Origin of the sequence: Butyrivibrio sp. AE3004, from assembly GCF_000703165.1 — a bacterium.
GTDB lineage: Bacteria > Bacillota > Clostridia > Lachnospirales > Lachnospiraceae > Butyrivibrio.
Map to the genome: position 1 here is coordinate 2,353,045 of NZ_JNLQ01000002.1, position 16,295 is coordinate 2,369,339.

Consider the following 16,295-nt stretch of genomic DNA (forward strand, 5'->3'; position numbering starts at 1 on the left):
CAAGATAGTTGATGAACTAACTATCTCCCCCTCATAAGAAACCGCAGACACACGCTTACGAGCGTGTGTTTTGTGGTTTATAGAGAAATTTTTAGCAAAAGTCTTTCAAAATGATCTGAATACTTTCTTCACCTCTGAATTCATTTATCTTTGGCTGATAAGCAATATTAACTGTCATTTTTTCATTACATCCCCCATTATATAGCTTTTCTCGATTATCTGCACCAAAGTTAACATCAAGAAATTCATTCCATTTATCAAATATACTTCCAAACACCATCATTTCATAGGGCTGACCTTCTTCGTCTCTTACTGTAAGCTTAGCTACATTCTGGTTTTTGCCCATGATCCTTCCCTTTACAAGCTCTACATTTCTCGCAGCAAATAAAGGCTCGGGATTGCCCTGTCCAAAAGGTGCAAGTCTCTCTATTTCCTTAAGAAGCTCCATATTTATATATCTGATGGGAAGTACCATATCGAGATGCAGTATTTCAACAAAATCCTTTTCTTCCAGTTTACTGTTAGCATTAAGTTTCTCCCTGAATGCCTCCAGGTTTTCTTTTTTAAGCGAAAAGCCTGCTGCCATCTTATGTCCACCGAATTTTGTAAGCAGATCCCTGCATTCACTCAGTGCTTCAAACATATGATAAGCTTCTATGGATCTCCCCGATCCTTTTACCATCTGATCTTTAGTATCCGTAACCACCATAACAGGATGGTTTACTTCTTCTCTGACCTTTCCCGCTATAATTCCCGCAATTGATTCATGAAGCTCAGGCATATAAATCACAAGAACATCCGGAAGGTTACCTTCATATTTTGCAATAAGCTCCATTGCTTCATCTTTACCTTCCTGAGTCATATCCTTACGACTGTCATTAAGTTCCTTAAGTTCAAGCGCGATCTCTGCAGCTGCGGAGGGATTATTTTCCATCAAAAGCTCCAGGCCTCTCATAGCTGAGTCAAGTCTACCCGTTGCATTAAGACAAGGTCCGATTACAAAGCCGTAAATATAACAGGTCACACTGTAAGGGTCTATTTCATTAGCACGTAAGAGTGCTCGAAGTCCTTCATTTTCTGTCCTGGTTATTGCATTAAAGGAACGCTTAACGATAATTCTGTTTTCATCCTTCAAAGGCATTACATCACACACAGTTGCCCAGCCGGCAAATATGGTCATCTCATCAAAAAAGCGTTCAAGAGTCAGGTCATTTTTGATTCCCATCTTTTCAGTAAGTACCTGTATAAATTTATATGCAACCATTGCTCCGCATATTTCGCTGAAGGGATAAGACTCGTCCCGTCTCTTCGGATCAACAACCGCATCTGCCGGTGGCAGGATCATCCTGCTCTTATCATCCTCCGAATAACTAACCTCATGGTGGTCGGTAACAATAACCGTCATCCCAAGTTCTTTAGCATGAGCAATCTGGTCCAGAGCAGCTATTCCGTTGTCGCAGGTAATAATTGTCTGCTTACCATCCTCATGTGCCTTGTCAACAAGAGAAACGCTAAGCCCATAGCCATCCTGTATTCTATGTGGAAGTACAACATCCACACAGGCACCGCAAAGCTTTAATCCCGAGAGCAGAATATATGATGAACAAATACCATCAACATCATAGTCTCCTATTATCCTGATGGAGTCACCCGCTTTAATTCTCTCCTTCATTATCTCAGCAGCCTTATCTATGTCCTTAAGGAGATGGGGATCATGAAGATACTTCTCATCGCTACTTAGATACATATCTATATCATCATTCTCATCATCCCTGTACACTTCTCTGTTACGAAGAATTCTCGCTGTTATGGGAGAAATGCCATGCTTCTTAGCTATCTTTATAAAATCTGCGCTTTTTCTAGTTTCTAACCATTTTGCCATGTTAATCCTCATTGATAATTGGTATGATTTTTGCTTTGCGAAAGCCTTGTCCATTACGGAGTAATTTCTTATAAGATAAATAAGGGCTGCCGCAATCAGCGACAGCCCCACTCATCAAAATTATTTAGTAAACTTTTTCTTAAGATCAAGCCATATCGGTGATGCGATAAAGATTGATGAATATGTTCCTGCTACAACGCCGACCATAAGAGGAAGAGCGAAGAAGCGGATATCCGGCACACCGAAGATGAACAGTGAAAGAACCATGATGAAGGTTGTTATTGAAGTGAACAAGCTTCGTGTAATTGTCTGGCTTACGCTCTTATTAACAAGCTCTTCAAGCTGATCCTGACGATTCAGGAATACCTGATTCTCACGTATACGGTCGAATGTAACGATTGTATCGTTGATTGAATAACCGATTATTGTAAGAATTGCTGCGATGAATGTACCACCGACCTGAATTCTTGTAAGTGCATAACATGTAATAACAATAAGTGCATCATGTGCAAGAGCAATAATAGCAGCAGCACCAAACTTGATATCTCTGAATCTGATCCAGATGTATGCAAGCATAAGAACAAGTGCGATTATCATAGCTGATGTTGCATCCGCACGCATCTCGTTACTGATTGTTGAACTGATACTCTCAGCTGAAATGTTCTCAGCAGGTACAGAGTAATCTGTCTTAAACATGTTATCAACTGCTTCACGCTGATCAATTGTAAGTGTAGCTGTCTTGAAGATTACCTGGTTTGAACCTGCAACAGTCTGAACCTGAACTGAATCAACATTTGTAAGCTCTTTGATCTTAGGAACGATCTCGCTGTCAAGCTTCTCTGTTGTCCATGCCTCGTTAAAGGTTACGCTTGTTGATGTACCACCAACGAAATCAAGGCTGTAGTTGAATGCGCCTTCTCCGCGTCCGGCGTTAACACCCATAAAGATACATCCGACTACGATAATGGCAGCAGATATTCCGTAGAACATCTTTCTCTTTGTAGTAAAGTCTAAAAGCTTAACTTCTCTTGCTTTTCCATAGAACTTCTTATCTTCAAGTCCAAGTCCGTAGAAGATATTTGAAATCGCTCTTGTAACAAAAAGAGCTGTGAACATTGAAACAATGATACCAAGTGCAAGTGTTGAAGCAAATCCCTTAACAGTACCTGTTCCGCGAAGTCCAAGGATTGCAGCTGCAATAAGTGTTGTGATGTTACCGTCAAGGATAGCTGAAAGAGCTTTTCCGTAACCTGTCTTGATAGCAGCCTTAACATCCTTACCGCCTGTTATCTCTTCTCTGATACGGGCAAATACAAGCACGTTAGCATCTACCGCCATACCTACTGAAAGGATGATACCGGCGATACCGGGAAGTGTAAGTGTAATCTCAAATGCTGAAAGAAGAAGGATCTCCAATCCACAATAGAACATAAGAGCTATACTTGCTGCTATACCGAGAAGCTTGTAGAAGATGATCATAAACAGAATAATTGCAATGAAACCTGCAATGGCTGCGATCATACTTGTGTGGATAGCATCTGAACCAAGCTGAGCACCTACTACATTTGAACGTAATTCGTTAAGCTGAAGCTTTAGTCCACCGATACGGATCATAGATGCAAGGTTTGATGCTGATTCGAATGATTCCTCACCGGTAATTACCGCTCTACCGTCTGTAATCTCTGCCTGAACGGTGGGAACTGAAATAAACTCACCGTCATAGTAGATACCGATTGACTCGCCGTTAGCATAAGCCTTCTTGGTAGCCTCAGCAAATTTCTGTTTTCCTGCATCTGTAAAATCAAGAGAAACAACAACTTCCTGAGTATTGGCAGTACCTGAATTCTGATAACCTGCCTGAGCCTCAGCTACGTCTTCACCCTTAAGGACGATTGATCCGTCAGCTTCGAGCTCTTCGATGGTCTTGTTGAGAACATATCCCATCTTGCCATCTTCGTTAAGAACATAATTGCCTTCTTCATCAACTGTGAAGCCGGAATTATATGTATAGTTTTCATTACCCTCACTATCAGTCTGTGCTATAAAGTACAGATTACCGGGCTGTCCAAGTTCTTCAAGGATCTTGTTCGCATCTGTAACACCGGGAATTTCGATGTTAATACGGTTTGAACCTTCCTGATAAACCTGTGACTCTGTGCTGTACTGATCTACACGCTGCTGGAGCTTGTAAATTGTATCTGCCATGTCCTCAGCACTGGGAGTACCATCTCCAAGTACCTCATAAGTGATGCTGACACCACCCGCAAGATCAAGTCCGAGGTTAATGCTCTTCAGTGATCCTGATTTCTCGCTTCCAAGGCCATACACCGAAGTATACCCCAGACCCGCAAGCAGCAAAATTGCCACGAGCAAAGCGATTACTGATTTTACTCTTTTCATTTTCTCACCCTCCGTTATATTCATTCGGCCTGTGCGGCTTTAATCATGATCGCGCATTCAACACGCTTTCTCTGAAGCTCACATCCCGTATGATAGGTTGTATTTATATCACCATTAAAGTTGTAGGCGTTTGCAGCACAACCTCCGCTGCAATAATATCTCGCAAAGCACTTCTGACACTCTGGTCTCGAGTACACATTGCTCTCCTTGAACTGTTTCTGAAGATCGGGTCTTGTGATTCCTTCAAAAACATTCCCCATAATAAAGTCTTCGTTACCAACAAACTGATGGCAGGGATATAGGTCTCCCCAAGGAGTTACCCCAAGATATTCACATCCCGAACCACATCCTGAAAGTCTCTTGGCAACACAAGGACCTCCTTCAAGGTCGATATTGAAATGGAAGAAGTTAAAGCCCTTTCCTTCCTTCTGTCTTTGCAGATAGAACTTGGCAAGCTCATCATACTGATCACAAAGATAAGGAATATCCTCTTCCTTAATAGCGTACCAGTCTTCCGGTTTAGCCACAACCGGTTCAACCGATATCTGTTTGAATCCCAGATCCGCAAGGTGCTTAACATCCTCACAGAAATCCAGATTATTGTGCGTGAAAGTTCCTCTCACGAAGTATCTGAGCTGGTGACGACTCTCTGCCACCTTTTTGAATTTAGGAACGATATTGTCGTAGGTTCCCTGACCTCCGCGCATCGGACGCATCTTATCATTTACTTCCTTACGTCCGTCTATGGAAAGGACGATGTTACCCATCTCCTTGTTGGCAAATTCAAGTATTTCGTCTGTAAGTAAAGTTCCGTTGGTTGTCAGAGTAAATCTGAAATTCTTATCGTATTCTTTCTCAAGACTACGCCCATACTCAACTATCTTTTTAACAACATCCCAGTTAAGAAGCGGTTCTCCGCCAAAGAAATCAACCTCAAGATTTTTTCTGCCACCGGAATGCTTAATAAGGAAATCAAGAGCAGCCTTACCGACTTCCTCAGTCATAAGGGCTTTTCTTCCGTGATACTCTCCCTCATCCGCAAAGCAATATTTACATCTGAGATTACAGTCATGTGCGATATTGAGGCAGAGCGCCTTGATCACTGTGTCTCTTTCTTTGAATTCTTCAACGTAGTTCTCATATACATCATCCGTATAAAGGACTTCGTTTCTTCTGAGCTCTAAAATATCTGATATAGCATCGCTCAAATCTGCTTTATCATATTGTCCGAAGCTCTCTGAAAGCTCAGAAACAAGCTCCTCACAAAGCTTTTCGTCATCAACGTCCTTAGCGCCCTCTGCAGTAATATCAGCAGACTTAAAGCGCCTTATCAATTGTTCCTCCACGGGTTGGATTAGGTCAAAAACAATGTCATCCACAACGTGAACGGAACCACTGTTTACATCCAGAACAATATCATATCCGTTGTTCTTGTATGCATGTACCATATAAAATTCTCACTACCTTTTCTAATTTTGAATTATTCATGCATCTAACATAGTTTTCATAAATCAAGCAGCGGCATGGCCGCTGCCTGTTTTATTAAACTATTTAGTTAAACACACAATTACTTATTAGTAACCTGCTCGCAGCTCTGGTTACCAACAGTACATGAAGTCTTGCATGCAGACTGGCAAGATGTCTGGCATTCGCCGCAGCCGCCCTTCTTCATAGACTCCTTAAGATTTCTTGTTGCAAGTGTCTTTACGTGCTTCATATCTCGTCTCCTTTTCGTACAGGATTAATACTGAAAAACAACAGTTTTCCACAGTTCAAAAGTATATCATAATTTATGCCTCGGGAAAAGATTTTTTTTCTTACTTATCTTCTGAAGGTTGCTCACTTTCAGCAGTGTTTTCCTTCATTTCAAAAGCCCCCTCAGGTATATAAACGAGAACGTCTGTAATTCTGTTTCTCTTGATGGCGCTGGCTGTAAGTTCAACTCCGTTTTCAAGCCTGGTGGTCTCTCCTCCCCTCGGGAGTCTGTCGAGATTTTCGATCATAAGGCCTCCGATGGAATCATAATCATCTGATTCAAAAGCTGTTCCCAAAGCATCGTTTACATCATCGAGCTTCATATTTCCTTCCACAAGGAATCTTCCGTCACCAAGCTCTCTTATCTGTTCTTCTTCATCGGAGTCATACTCATCACGTATCTCACCGACAATTTCCTCAAGCAGGTCCTCAAGAGTTATCATTCCCACCGTAGCGCCGTATTCACTAAGCACAAATGCTACATTCTGCGCATTTTTTCTCATCTCCATAAGAAGATCCGCCGTCTTTTTGTATTCATAGGTATAATATGCTTCACGCAGATAATCGCTGATCTTGAAATTGTCTTTATCCGAAACCAGAACCATGTCCTTAATATTTATAAGTCCGATTATGTTATCCTGATTATCCTCATATACCGGAATTCTCGTATACATCTCCTGCTTGAACACACGCATGACCTCATGGTATTCCGCATCGGAGCTCACACAGCTCATATCAATTCTTGGTATCATAACATCCTTGGCAACGGCATCCGAAAACTCGAACACATTGTAGATCATCTCTTTTTCGCCGCTCTCGATAACACCATCCTCATGGCTTACATCAACATAAGTCTTTAATTCTTTTTCCGTCATGAGCTGATGACTGTTTTTATCAACTCTCAAAATACTAAGAACTATATCTGCGACAGTGTTAACAATCCAGATAACGGGAGTTAATACCTTCATGATAAAAAGGATTATTCTTGCATAAAAAAGCGCCATTTCCTCAGCGTAGGTAGTTGCTATTGTTTTGGGGATAATTTCGCCTATGATAAGAACCACAATAGTGAGAACGCCTGTACCGATACTGATTGCCCAGTCTCCCCAGATTCTCTGAACATAGATTGTTGCAAGCGCAGAAGCTGACAGATTAACAATATTATTACCTATAAGGACTGCAGAAAGCATATCCTGATAATTGTCTATTATATTCTGCACCGCCATGGCTCTTTTATTGTTTTCCTCAGCAAGAGTCTTTATCCTGACCCTGCTGACGCAGCTCATGGCTGTTTCCGCAGATGAAAAAAAAGCAGATAAAAATACAAGAAAAATCAAAATGATCGTCTGTATTATATTCTGTTGCAAGTTATTATCCTCCTCTATAAACAATAGTTTATATCTGACTCTTATCGGACTATGGCCGCTTTATTATCTCTTTTCCTCTACTATATCAAAAACGTCCGTTGGTGTATCGGCAAAAATCGTTCCGCCTGCTTCTTCCTGCTCTTTTCTGGTCCTGAAGCCCCATGCTACGCTTATGCAGGGCATTCCTGAATTTTTGGCTGTATTTATGTCAACATCCGAATCTCCGACATAAATCGAATCTTTGGCTGTAACTCCAAGAATCTTCATTGCTTCAATAACGGTATCCGGAGCAGGTTTCTTTCTGATATCCTTTGTCTCTCCAATAGCAACATCTATCGTATCCTTAAAATACAGCTCGGAAAGCTCCTTTGTGGCATCCATGAACTTATTGGAAACTATTGCAAGCTTATATCCGCTTTCCTTAAGTCTTTTCAAAAGCTCGGGGATTCCCTCGTAGGGGCCGCTGTTGTCATTACAATGAATTTTGTAATGCTCCTTAAAATCGGAAAATGCTTTTTCAAAGGCAGGATTTAAAAGGCCATCCGGCACGCACCTCTCCATAAGTTTTTGTACCCCGTTTCCGACTCTGTACTGTATCTGCGATAAAGTACAGGTTTCAAATCCATTCTTCTCCAATGCGAAGTTCACGCTGTTTTTCAAATCCTCCAGGGTATATAAAAGTGTTCCGTCGAGGTCAAATATTACTGCTTTATATTTAGACATTTATGCGGTTACTGCCTTTCCGTCTCCCATTTTTGAGACAACCTTTTTCTTGATGATAAAATAGCTTATAAGATGCGCAGAGGCGGTTATGAACCATGTTACAGGATATGAAATATACAAAACCGTAAGGTCATGGTACATTCTGAAAACAGTAAGTATCCAGACGATTCGAAGTCCGCAGGCACCAATGATCGATACTATCATCGGAACTGTCGAATATCCCATTCCTCTTAAGCTTCCGCAGATTACATCCATGCATCCGCACAGAAAATATACGGTACAGATAACTGCCATTCTCTGAACGCCGTACTCTATTGTAGCGGGTTCTTTTGTATAAATGCCCACAAGTTGTTCTCCAAACAGGTAGAACAGATTACCCATTGAAAGCCCCACGACAAATACAACTCCAAGACAGGTTCTAAGGACCTTACCGATTCTGTCCGGTTTGTTCGCACCTACATTCTGGCTGGTAAAGGATACGCATGCCTGGTAAACCGAGTTCATTGCCATGTATACAAAGCCCTCAAGATTTGCTCCGGCTGCACTTCCTGCCATTGCCACCGATCCAAACTCATTTATTGAAGACTGGATCAGGACATTTGAAAATGAAAAGATGGTTCCCTGAAGGCCTGCAGGAAGTCCCACTCTTATTATTCTCTTTGCCTTATCGGGATTAACTCTGATTTTCTTCGGATCAAGCTTATAAATTTCCTCTGTATTTACAAGCGCCTTCAATATTAAAAATGCCGAAACCGCCTGGGCAAGGATTGTAGCGAGCGCAACACCCGCAACATTCATCTTTAATCCCATTACAAAAATCAGGTTCAGTATCACATTTATAACACCGGCATTCATCAGGTAATACAGCGGTCTTCTGGTATCTCCTGCCGCACGCAGGATTGCAGCTCCGAAGTTATACAACATTGTTACCGGCATTCCGATAAAATATATACGCATATAAACAGTTGAAAGACCTATAACCTCCTCAGGAGAACCCATGAGTTCAAGAATAGGTCTTGCAGCAATGAATCCTATGACAGCGATGATCACTCCGCCTATGAGAGCAAGTGCTATGGTTGTGTGGACAGTCTCCTCCATCTCTTTTTTCTGTTTGCCGGCAAAATATCTTGCGGCAAGCACATTAACTCCGACGGACAATCCCATAAAAACACTGAGAAGCATATTAATAACAGATCCTGTCGATCCGATAGCCGCCACACAGTTTGCTCCGAGGGTCTGATCTCCTGAAAATTGTCCCACAACAACGATATCGGCAGCATTAAAAAGCAGCTGCAGTACACTTGAAATCAGTAGTGGAACGGAAAAAAGGAGAATCTTCGGAAGAAGAGCCCCCTTAGTCATATCTATCTCATATTTTTTGTTTGTATTTCTCATTTTTTATACCCGGAATTAAAGTCCATCGTCAATCAAGATTAAACACAGACTGACCGATAAGCAATGCAGAATTCACCAGATCTGAAAATATCTTATTAAGTGAAGCTGCATTGCCATCAAAAAATCAGTCGTTTAGTACTCTGATCAATGCTTAAGTTCTGTTTTATAGAAATCCTTAAAGTCTGTATAGCCCTGCGCGGTAAGCTGTTCCTTCTGGAACTTCTTATTTTTATTCATACGGACAACAAGAACCTGTCTACCCTCAGCACGCTCCTTCTGTGCTTCTGCAATAATTCCTGAGAGCTGTTCTCCACCGATACCCTTTTCTACAAGGAAAGCAACCTTATCCTTCTCATCCGGAATCTTGAAGCCCTCGTCCATCATGATCATGATGATACGCTCAAAGCCGATTGAGAAACCGCATGCGGGTGTATCCTGTCCGGTAAATTTGCCTACCATCTTATCATATCTTCCGCCACCGCCACAGCTTCCGCCGTACTGAGGCATTGCAACCTCAAATATTGTTCCAGTGTAGTAAGACATTCCGCGTACAAGTGTAGGATCGAAAACAAGCTCAAACTCTGCACTCTTTGTAGCGTCAACGCTTGAAATAATCTCCTCAAGATTTTCCTTAACATCAGCATCAAGGAATTCTCCCAACTCATCAGCGAGGAATCTTATTCCCTCAATGGCGCCTTTACCCTCAACATTTTTGAAAAGATCAAGATATTTGTCTATGCTCTCTTTTGCAAAACCGTCCTTTTCAAGCTCCTCTGCAACACCTTGGAGTCCGATCTTATCCATCTTATCAAGTGTTATGAAAACTGAGTCATAGCTCTCCTCGGGAAATCCACTGTAAGCGGCCATAGCCTTGAGCATACGTCTCTCATTTATTCTGATCTGGAAGCCCTTAAAACCAAGCCTTCCGAGAGTTGTAGTTGTCGCCAGGATAAGCTCGATCTCAGCAAGATTTGTAGGCTCTCCGAGAATATCGATATCGCATTGCATAAACTGGCGATATCTGCCCTTCTGCGGTCTGTCGGCTCTCCACACATATCCCATCTGAAGTGCCTTGAAAGGTGAAGGCAGCTCATTCTGATGATTTGAATAGTATCTTACAAGCGGAACAGTAAGGTCATAGCGAAGTCCGGAATCGGTAAGATCATTCTCTTCTTTGGCAGAATCAAGTTTGAGTTTTTCTCCTCTTTTCATGATCTTGAAGATAAGTTTCTCGTTCTCTCCACCCTGCTTACTGTTAAGGTTTGCAAGTGACTCAACACAAGGTGTATCAATGGATGTAAATCCGAAGCCTGCATAAGTCTCCTTTATTACTCCGATCACATAGTCCCTTAGCTTCATCTCTTCCGGAAGTATATCCTTCATTCCCGTCACGGGCTTCTTAATAAGTGCCATCTGTTACCTCTTCTTTCTGTACCTGTCAGTACGTCCTTCCATTTTCATAGCCAGTTAAGCGGATTGCTCAGTGTCTTGGCCCTTTTAACAATCTCCTCACGATTATGCTTGATGTAAAATTCAAGAGCTGCTATCTCATCTTCAGCAAAACCGTCGGATTTAAGAATCTTATAGCCGGGAATTATTCCCTCGGCGGTATCATCCTCATGAAGATTCCTTCGTCTTGAAAAATAAATCCTGATAAAAGTCTTACCGGATTTAGACGTAAGAAATCCGGTCTGTGTCATTCTAAGTGTTTCTCCTAAATTCTTCACCACATTACCCCCATAAGTACAGGCAAAAATCTGATATACAGGTCAACAACCAAATCTCATTATGACCTTAGTACATCATATCATAAAAGACACACAACAAAACATAATAAATGGGCGGAACGAAAATTACAAGTCCGCCCATATGTTTTTTATTCAACTCCGGTTACACTTACATTTTCAAGTCTCGTAAGCGCAGGTATATTAAAGTTATCATATTGTCTCTTATCCTTAGACATATACATTTTGTTAACGAAGTTTTCCATGCAGCCCGAAATGGAACCGCCGCATACCGGTGTCACCTTATCGCCGTCATGGTAATATCCGAGTCTTATCTCTCCCGCCATATCACCGGAAATAGCATCAACAGCAAAATCGGAAAACTCGACTATCTCCAGATATTTACCGCTTCTGATCTCATCTGACGTTTTGCTTCCGCCTTCAACATCGAAATTGCAAGCCATATATGAATCCCTGATTCCAAGATAGTATCTGAATCTCCTTCCGCCAAAGAAGGTCTTCGGAACATTGTTTTCAAGTATTGTCATATCTTTTATTACAGCGCCTTCTTCATCAACATCAAATTTCTTTGATGAGTTGGGAAGTGTCTTTACAGACTTTAAGGTCACCTTATCTCCCACTGCTTTCGGAGCAACATCCTTTCCTATCTCCCAGTCAGAATACTTGCTGTAAATAAAGCCTGCGTTACACTTTTCAACAAACCAGCTGTATATCTGAACCGCATCGCTTGTCGGGAAAACAACTGCTACCTTTCCAAGCTTCGGAGTAGGCTTTGCAATAAGCTTGTCTTTTCCGTATTTAAGAACCTCAGCAATGTCCTTTTTCAGACTTTCCTTATCACAGCTTCCTGCCTTGTACATACGGTAAAGCTCAATTTCGTGCTCAGCATCCTTAGCGTTAACTACAACCTCGATCATTGATGAGGGATACTCAAAGGTTATGTCAATCCCCTCCGAATTAACAAATCTTCTCTTGTTTTTCTCAGCAAAAATCTCATAGGAATTGATATATTCCGTATCCGTTTCGGGAAGCTCCTTCATAGCCTGAACAAAGTTTTCGGCAATCTGAGATACGTCTGCATCGCTGTCCTTTGAAGCCTCAAAGTTCTCAGGCTTGCACAGCTCATAATATGGATTTCTAACATTCTCCGCTCTTCCGATAAGCTTATCAATCTCTTCTTTTATCTCATCATCGGAAAGTGTGGGATATATCTCTCCCGAAGCGCTTCCGAGCATCCTGCCGTCATCAAGCTTCTTAAAAACCTTAACATTTATATGCTCTACGTCACGTACTCTGTTCTGATCAAGTCTGTGTTTAATGAAGTAAAACTCATACCCGAGTGTCACTGTGTCTGTAATCTCAAAGCCATCAGCTGATGATGATCTGAGTATATCTATTATTCTGTCCGTCATTGTTTTGTCCTTTCAGTTATTTACCCTAATCTTGCAACTGCCTTGAGATATGGGCCACCATCCGATACCTTAACCCATTCCTTGTGTCCTTTTCCACAGCCACCGTTTCCAAAGGACTCCCGGTCTGTGCTGACCATGGAGATCGACCCAAGAAGATCCGGCACATAACCTGTCATAACAACAGGAGCAACAACCTTACCTGTAAATTTGCCGTCTATGATCTCACGGCCTCTGGCAACTATACACTGAATTCCCCAGTGCTTAGGATCCTCCATTCCGGAGAACATACCCTCAAGATAGTAGCCTTTTTTCACAGATGCGATCATGTCCTCCTTGGAATCACTTCCGCTGTCAAACATGGTGTTTGTCATTCTCGTGTAAGCCTTGTGCTCAAAGTTTTCACGCTTGCCGTTGCCTGTGGGCTTTATTCCGAGTCGCAATGCCGCAAGAGCATCACAGACACCTGTCTTCAATATTCCGTGGTCAATCTCGGTAACATCCCCCGCAAGGGTACCCTCGTCGTCAAAAGCATAGCTTGCAACATCAACCACACAGTTTGCACCTTCATGCATGGAAACAAGATCCGAACCAACTCTCTTATCAATATACTCTGCTCCGAGAGCTCTGCCCTTCACAAACATATCCATTTCAACACCGTGTCCAAAGGCTTCGTGTGCAATAAGTCCGGTAACCTCAGGACTTGTTATTATTTCATATTCGCCCGGAACGACCGGTGACGCATCAAGCATATCTCCCACATCCTGAACAGCTACGGAAACCTTATCTTTTAATCCATCAAGGATACCTGCACCTGTGCGTCCGGAAACCCCCTCAACAGTCATGGTGTTTCGTCCGTTCTTTGCGCCGATCGCAAGAACTGAACCCTCGGTGTAAACATAGCTCTGGCGCATATCTCTGTTCTTTGTAAGGAACATCTTGCAGACATGAGTTGACTTGGCTGAAACCGGCGCATCTATCATGTAATCCTTAAGTGCGACCGCTTCGTCGCTGTATCCCTGGAGTTTTTCCATAAGCGCTCCAAGATCAACATCCTCCGGCATGATATCGGTTTCCATCTCAACAAAAAGTTCGCAGGGCTCATCATCAAGAACCTTAGTATCAAAAACCTCTGTGCCTGTTTTCCTGATAATACTCAGCTGATCGTCAAGGATTCCTTTAAGCTTCTTAGCCATTTTGCTGATATCTTCATCAGGCTTATTAAAAGAATATTCACTGTACAGGCCGTCCTTACACACTCTGACAACGCAGCCTCTCTCCGTTGTCATATTTTCTCCTGTTATCGCCTTGCTCTTCTGTGTTGCCTGGATTGAAAATCCTTTGGAATCGCTGGCAAGCACACTTACATAATCATAGTCTTTTGACAACATGGCTATAAGGCTTTTTAAAGCCGGGGCAAGGTCTGTCAGATATGATGAAAATTTTGCCTTCATATATATTTATTCCTTTCTGCTTTTCCTCAAATGTCAGCTATTACAAAATGTCCATAATAAAAGCTGAACTTCCACAATTTTACATCACAAAGATACCACCGAGCAATAATCTTTAAGGGCTTCGTTTATATATTCCCTGTTCAGATTTTCTCCGATTATTATAAGAACATTTCTGCTACTGATAACAGGATTTATCTGCGTTTTTTCTCTTGTGGCATTAATCTCTGCCTGTGAGTTTTCTCCTGTCTTCACAAAGCCCTTTATCCTGATGATATGTCCTGCCTTTTCATCCGCAAAAAGCTTAGCGGTTTTCTCCATTAACTCTTCCTTTGACATTTCTACATCGAAGTAAAAAAGAGGTGTAAATTCACGGTCCGAAAGCGGAAGCTTCACATAGGACGCATGTCTGTAGCCGCAGTTTTCTATTTCCTCAAAATCCCTGTCTGTCAGCTCTAAAAAAGGCTTAGCCACTATGTCTTTTTCGGTAAATGATATCCCTGTATTAAAATCTGACATTATGGTGTTTATACTTTTAAGAAGCTCTTTTGTTTTTGATGAATTTAAAGATGTTCCGGAGCATTCACTCCAAATACCCTTATCATCATAATAAAAACCCTGCACAAGCTTACTGATTACAAGCTTTCCTGCGCAGGCTATCTCCGACATGAAAATATAGCGTGACATGTCAAAAAGCTTTGTCACCGTACCGGAGTCAACTATCGATATGACATTACCTATCTCATACCATCTGTCCAGTGGCTCATCGTAAAGCACATCGAAGAACTCATCCACATCATATATTCCGGAGGGCTCTATGATCACTCTGTCATATCCGCTCATTCCCATGGAAATAAGTTTGGTCCTAAAGCGCCTTCTGTGTGCTTCCTGCCCGTCTCCTCCCACGATCATCTCAAGATTACAGTTATCGCCAAACAGATCCTGCAAAAGGACCATGTCGATATTTACGGCACCGTAATCATTCTCAATAATGCAGATTTTCTCTCCTTTGCTTAAGAGATATTTTGCATATTCTTTTATAAAAGTTGTTTTTCCGGATCCAAGAAATCCTGTTATAAGATCTATTTTTACCATGTTCTTTTCCCTTATCAATATTTTCTGCATACACTACAACACCCGCCTCGGACATTTCCGAAAGCGGGTATTGATAAGCTTACTTTTTAAAAGCCGAGTGCATCTGCGGCATATTCTGCTTCGCTCTGAGTAAAATCATTACCATCCATAAGCTGGCTGATAAGTTCCTCTCTTGTATACTTATATGAAAAGCTGGTGTAAATCTCAGCTTCCTTTTTCGCCATCTCATTCCAGTCAACTAAACCGTTGTCTTCAACATACTTAACGGCGTATTCAGCTTCCTCCTTAGTATAATGGCTTGAATACTCTCCGGAAAGCATTCTGATAAGCTCTGCTCTTGAAAATGAAGTACTCTCACTAAGGCTCTTTGCCCACTTTGCAGCTTCATCATAGAAGTTAACAAGTCCTGCATTTTCCATGTATCCTACTGCGTTTGTTGCCTCTTCCTCTGTAAATCCGTAGTATTCGTCCTGAAGCTCCTCAATAAGTTCAGCCTTGGAGTATGGTATGGAATCAAGAAAGCGCTCTGCCTTACGGACTGCTTCCTTTTCTTTGTCCGATAACTGATCAATACTTGTCGGCGCAGGTTTTGTAGCGACCGTTTTAGTTTCAGTCTCAGGTTCCTCGGTTACAGGCTCTTCAGTTACAGGCTCTTCCTGTGTGGGTTCTGGCTCATTGGTCGTTACAACTGTCGGTTCGGGATAACTTGTTTTACCTACAAAGGTAGTAAACCCGAGGGCTGCAACACTTATAACAACTGCGGCAATTCCGCCTGCAAACATCGCAGCATTTCTTCTCTTCTTTGCGTTGATTTCTTCCTGCTTAAAGGAATACAATCCGGCACTACTGCTTACATCAAATCCGGGAATGCTGCTGTCCGCCTTAAAAGGCTCTGCCTGCGCAGTCTTCTGCTCAGCAGTCTCTTCCTTTTCCATATAAGCTACTGCCATTCCCCCATAGTTTGTTCCAAGTGCGGTTCCGCAATGTGTGCAAAATCTTGTTGCCATTCCGTTTTCACTATAAATCTCCATTCCACATTTAGGACATTTCCCAATATAATTTCTTTCCATACT

Annotated in this window: 13 protein-coding genes; all 13 read right to left on the reverse strand. The window is 42.0% G+C overall.

Annotated features, from left to right (window positions below):
- Nucleotides 1-91 precede the first annotated feature (91 nt).
- Nucleotides 92-1,882 (reverse strand): single-stranded-DNA-specific exonuclease RecJ, encoded by a 1,791-nt coding sequence (recJ, locus tag BV60_RS0113120; RefSeq protein ID WP_029322458.1) that lies wholly within the window; start codon nucleotides 1,880-1,882, stop codon nucleotides 92-94.
- Between the two features lie 120 nt (nucleotides 1,883-2,002).
- Complete coding sequence (locus tag BV60_RS0113125; protein WP_029322460.1) at nucleotides 2,003-4,282, reverse strand: protein translocase subunit SecDF; 2,280 nt, start codon at nucleotides 4,280-4,282, stop codon at nucleotides 2,003-2,005.
- 20 nt (nucleotides 4,283-4,302) lie between these two features.
- The gene (scfB, locus tag BV60_RS0113130; RefSeq protein WP_029322462.1) at nucleotides 4,303-5,730 is read right to left on the reverse strand and encodes a thioether cross-link-forming SCIFF peptide maturase; all 1,428 of its coding nucleotides are present in this window, start codon (nucleotides 5,728-5,730) and stop codon (nucleotides 4,303-4,305) included.
- Nucleotides 5,731-5,849: 119 nt separating this feature from the next.
- Nucleotides 5,850-5,999, reverse strand: coding sequence for a six-cysteine ranthipeptide SCIFF (gene scfA, locus BV60_RS21170; RefSeq protein ID WP_035777272.1), 150 nt, complete (start codon nucleotides 5,997-5,999; stop codon nucleotides 5,850-5,852).
- Nucleotides 6,000-6,099: 100 nt separating this feature from the next.
- Complete coding sequence (locus BV60_RS0113140) at nucleotides 6,100-7,404, reverse strand: HlyC/CorC family transporter (RefSeq protein ID WP_029322464.1); 1,305 nt, start codon at nucleotides 7,402-7,404, stop codon at nucleotides 6,100-6,102.
- A 63-nt stretch (nucleotides 7,405-7,467) separates the two neighbouring features.
- Nucleotides 7,468-8,127, reverse strand: a complete 660-nt coding sequence (locus BV60_RS0113145; RefSeq protein ID WP_029322466.1) for an HAD family hydrolase — start codon at nucleotides 8,125-8,127, stop codon at nucleotides 7,468-7,470.
- On the reverse strand, nucleotides 8,128-9,522 hold the full coding sequence (locus BV60_RS0113150; protein ID WP_029322468.1) for an MATE family efflux transporter: 1,395 nt from the start codon (nucleotides 9,520-9,522) through the stop codon (nucleotides 8,128-8,130).
- Between the two features lie 144 nt (nucleotides 9,523-9,666).
- Nucleotides 9,667-10,935, reverse strand: coding sequence for a histidine--tRNA ligase (hisS, locus tag BV60_RS0113155; RefSeq protein WP_029322469.1), 1,269 nt, complete (start codon nucleotides 10,933-10,935; stop codon nucleotides 9,667-9,669).
- A 44-nt stretch (nucleotides 10,936-10,979) separates the two neighbouring features.
- The gene (locus BV60_RS0113160) at nucleotides 10,980-11,249 is read right to left on the reverse strand and encodes a hypothetical protein (RefSeq protein WP_156036087.1); all 270 of its coding nucleotides are present in this window, start codon (nucleotides 11,247-11,249) and stop codon (nucleotides 10,980-10,982) included.
- Nucleotides 11,250-11,398: 149 nt separating this feature from the next.
- Nucleotides 11,399-12,679 (reverse strand): metallopeptidase TldD-related protein, encoded by a 1,281-nt coding sequence (locus BV60_RS0113165; protein WP_029322471.1) that lies wholly within the window; start codon nucleotides 12,677-12,679, stop codon nucleotides 11,399-11,401.
- Between the two features lie 20 nt (nucleotides 12,680-12,699).
- Nucleotides 12,700-14,130 (reverse strand): TldD/PmbA family protein, encoded by a 1,431-nt coding sequence (locus BV60_RS0113170; RefSeq protein ID WP_029322473.1) that lies wholly within the window; start codon nucleotides 14,128-14,130, stop codon nucleotides 12,700-12,702.
- An 84-nt stretch (nucleotides 14,131-14,214) separates the two neighbouring features.
- On the reverse strand, nucleotides 14,215-15,252 hold the full coding sequence (locus BV60_RS0113175) for a GTP-binding protein (RefSeq protein WP_051656721.1): 1,038 nt from the start codon (nucleotides 15,250-15,252) through the stop codon (nucleotides 14,215-14,217).
- A gap of 56 nt (nucleotides 15,253-15,308) precedes the next feature.
- Nucleotides 15,309-16,292, reverse strand: coding sequence for an Ltp family lipoprotein (locus BV60_RS0113180; RefSeq protein ID WP_029322478.1), 984 nt, complete (start codon nucleotides 16,290-16,292; stop codon nucleotides 15,309-15,311).
- Between the last annotated feature and the right edge of the window lie 3 nt (nucleotides 16,293-16,295).

What these genes read in the sequence shown, in the direction of transcription:
- scfA (WP_035777272.1), bottom strand. Translation starts at nt 5,999, where the DNA reads ATGAAGCACGTAAAGACACTTGCAACAAGAAATCTTAAGGAGTCTATG.
- BV60_RS0113180 (WP_029322478.1), bottom strand. Translation starts at nt 16,292, where the DNA reads ATGGAAAGAAATTATATTGGGAAATGTCCTAAATGTGGAATGGAGATT.
- scfB (WP_029322462.1), bottom strand. Translation starts at nt 5,730, where the DNA reads ATGGTACATGCATACAAGAACAACGGATATGATATTGTTCTGGATGTA.
- BV60_RS0113170 (WP_029322473.1), bottom strand. Translation starts at nt 14,130, where the DNA reads ATGAAGGCAAAATTTTCATCATATCTGACAGACCTTGCCCCGGCTTTA.
- BV60_RS0113145 (WP_029322466.1), bottom strand. Translation starts at nt 8,127, where the DNA reads ATGTCTAAATATAAAGCAGTAATATTTGACCTCGACGGAACACTTTTA.
- BV60_RS0113125 (WP_029322460.1), bottom strand. Translation starts at nt 4,282, where the DNA reads ATGAAAAGAGTAAAATCAGTAATCGCTTTGCTCGTGGCAATTTTGCTG.
- BV60_RS0113150 (WP_029322468.1), bottom strand. Translation starts at nt 9,522, where the DNA reads ATGAGAAATACAAACAAAAAATATGAGATAGATATGACTAAGGGGGCT.
- recJ (WP_029322458.1), bottom strand. Translation starts at nt 1,882, where the DNA reads ATGGCAAAATGGTTAGAAACTAGAAAAAGCGCAGATTTTATAAAGATA.
- hisS (WP_029322469.1), bottom strand. Translation starts at nt 10,935, where the DNA reads ATGGCACTTATTAAGAAGCCCGTGACGGGAATGAAGGATATACTTCCG.
- BV60_RS0113175 (WP_051656721.1), bottom strand. Translation starts at nt 15,252, where the DNA reads ATGCAGAAAATATTGATAAGGGAAAAGAACATGGTAAAAATAGATCTT.
- BV60_RS0113165 (WP_029322471.1), bottom strand. Translation starts at nt 12,679, where the DNA reads ATGACGGACAGAATAATAGATATACTCAGATCATCATCAGCTGATGGC.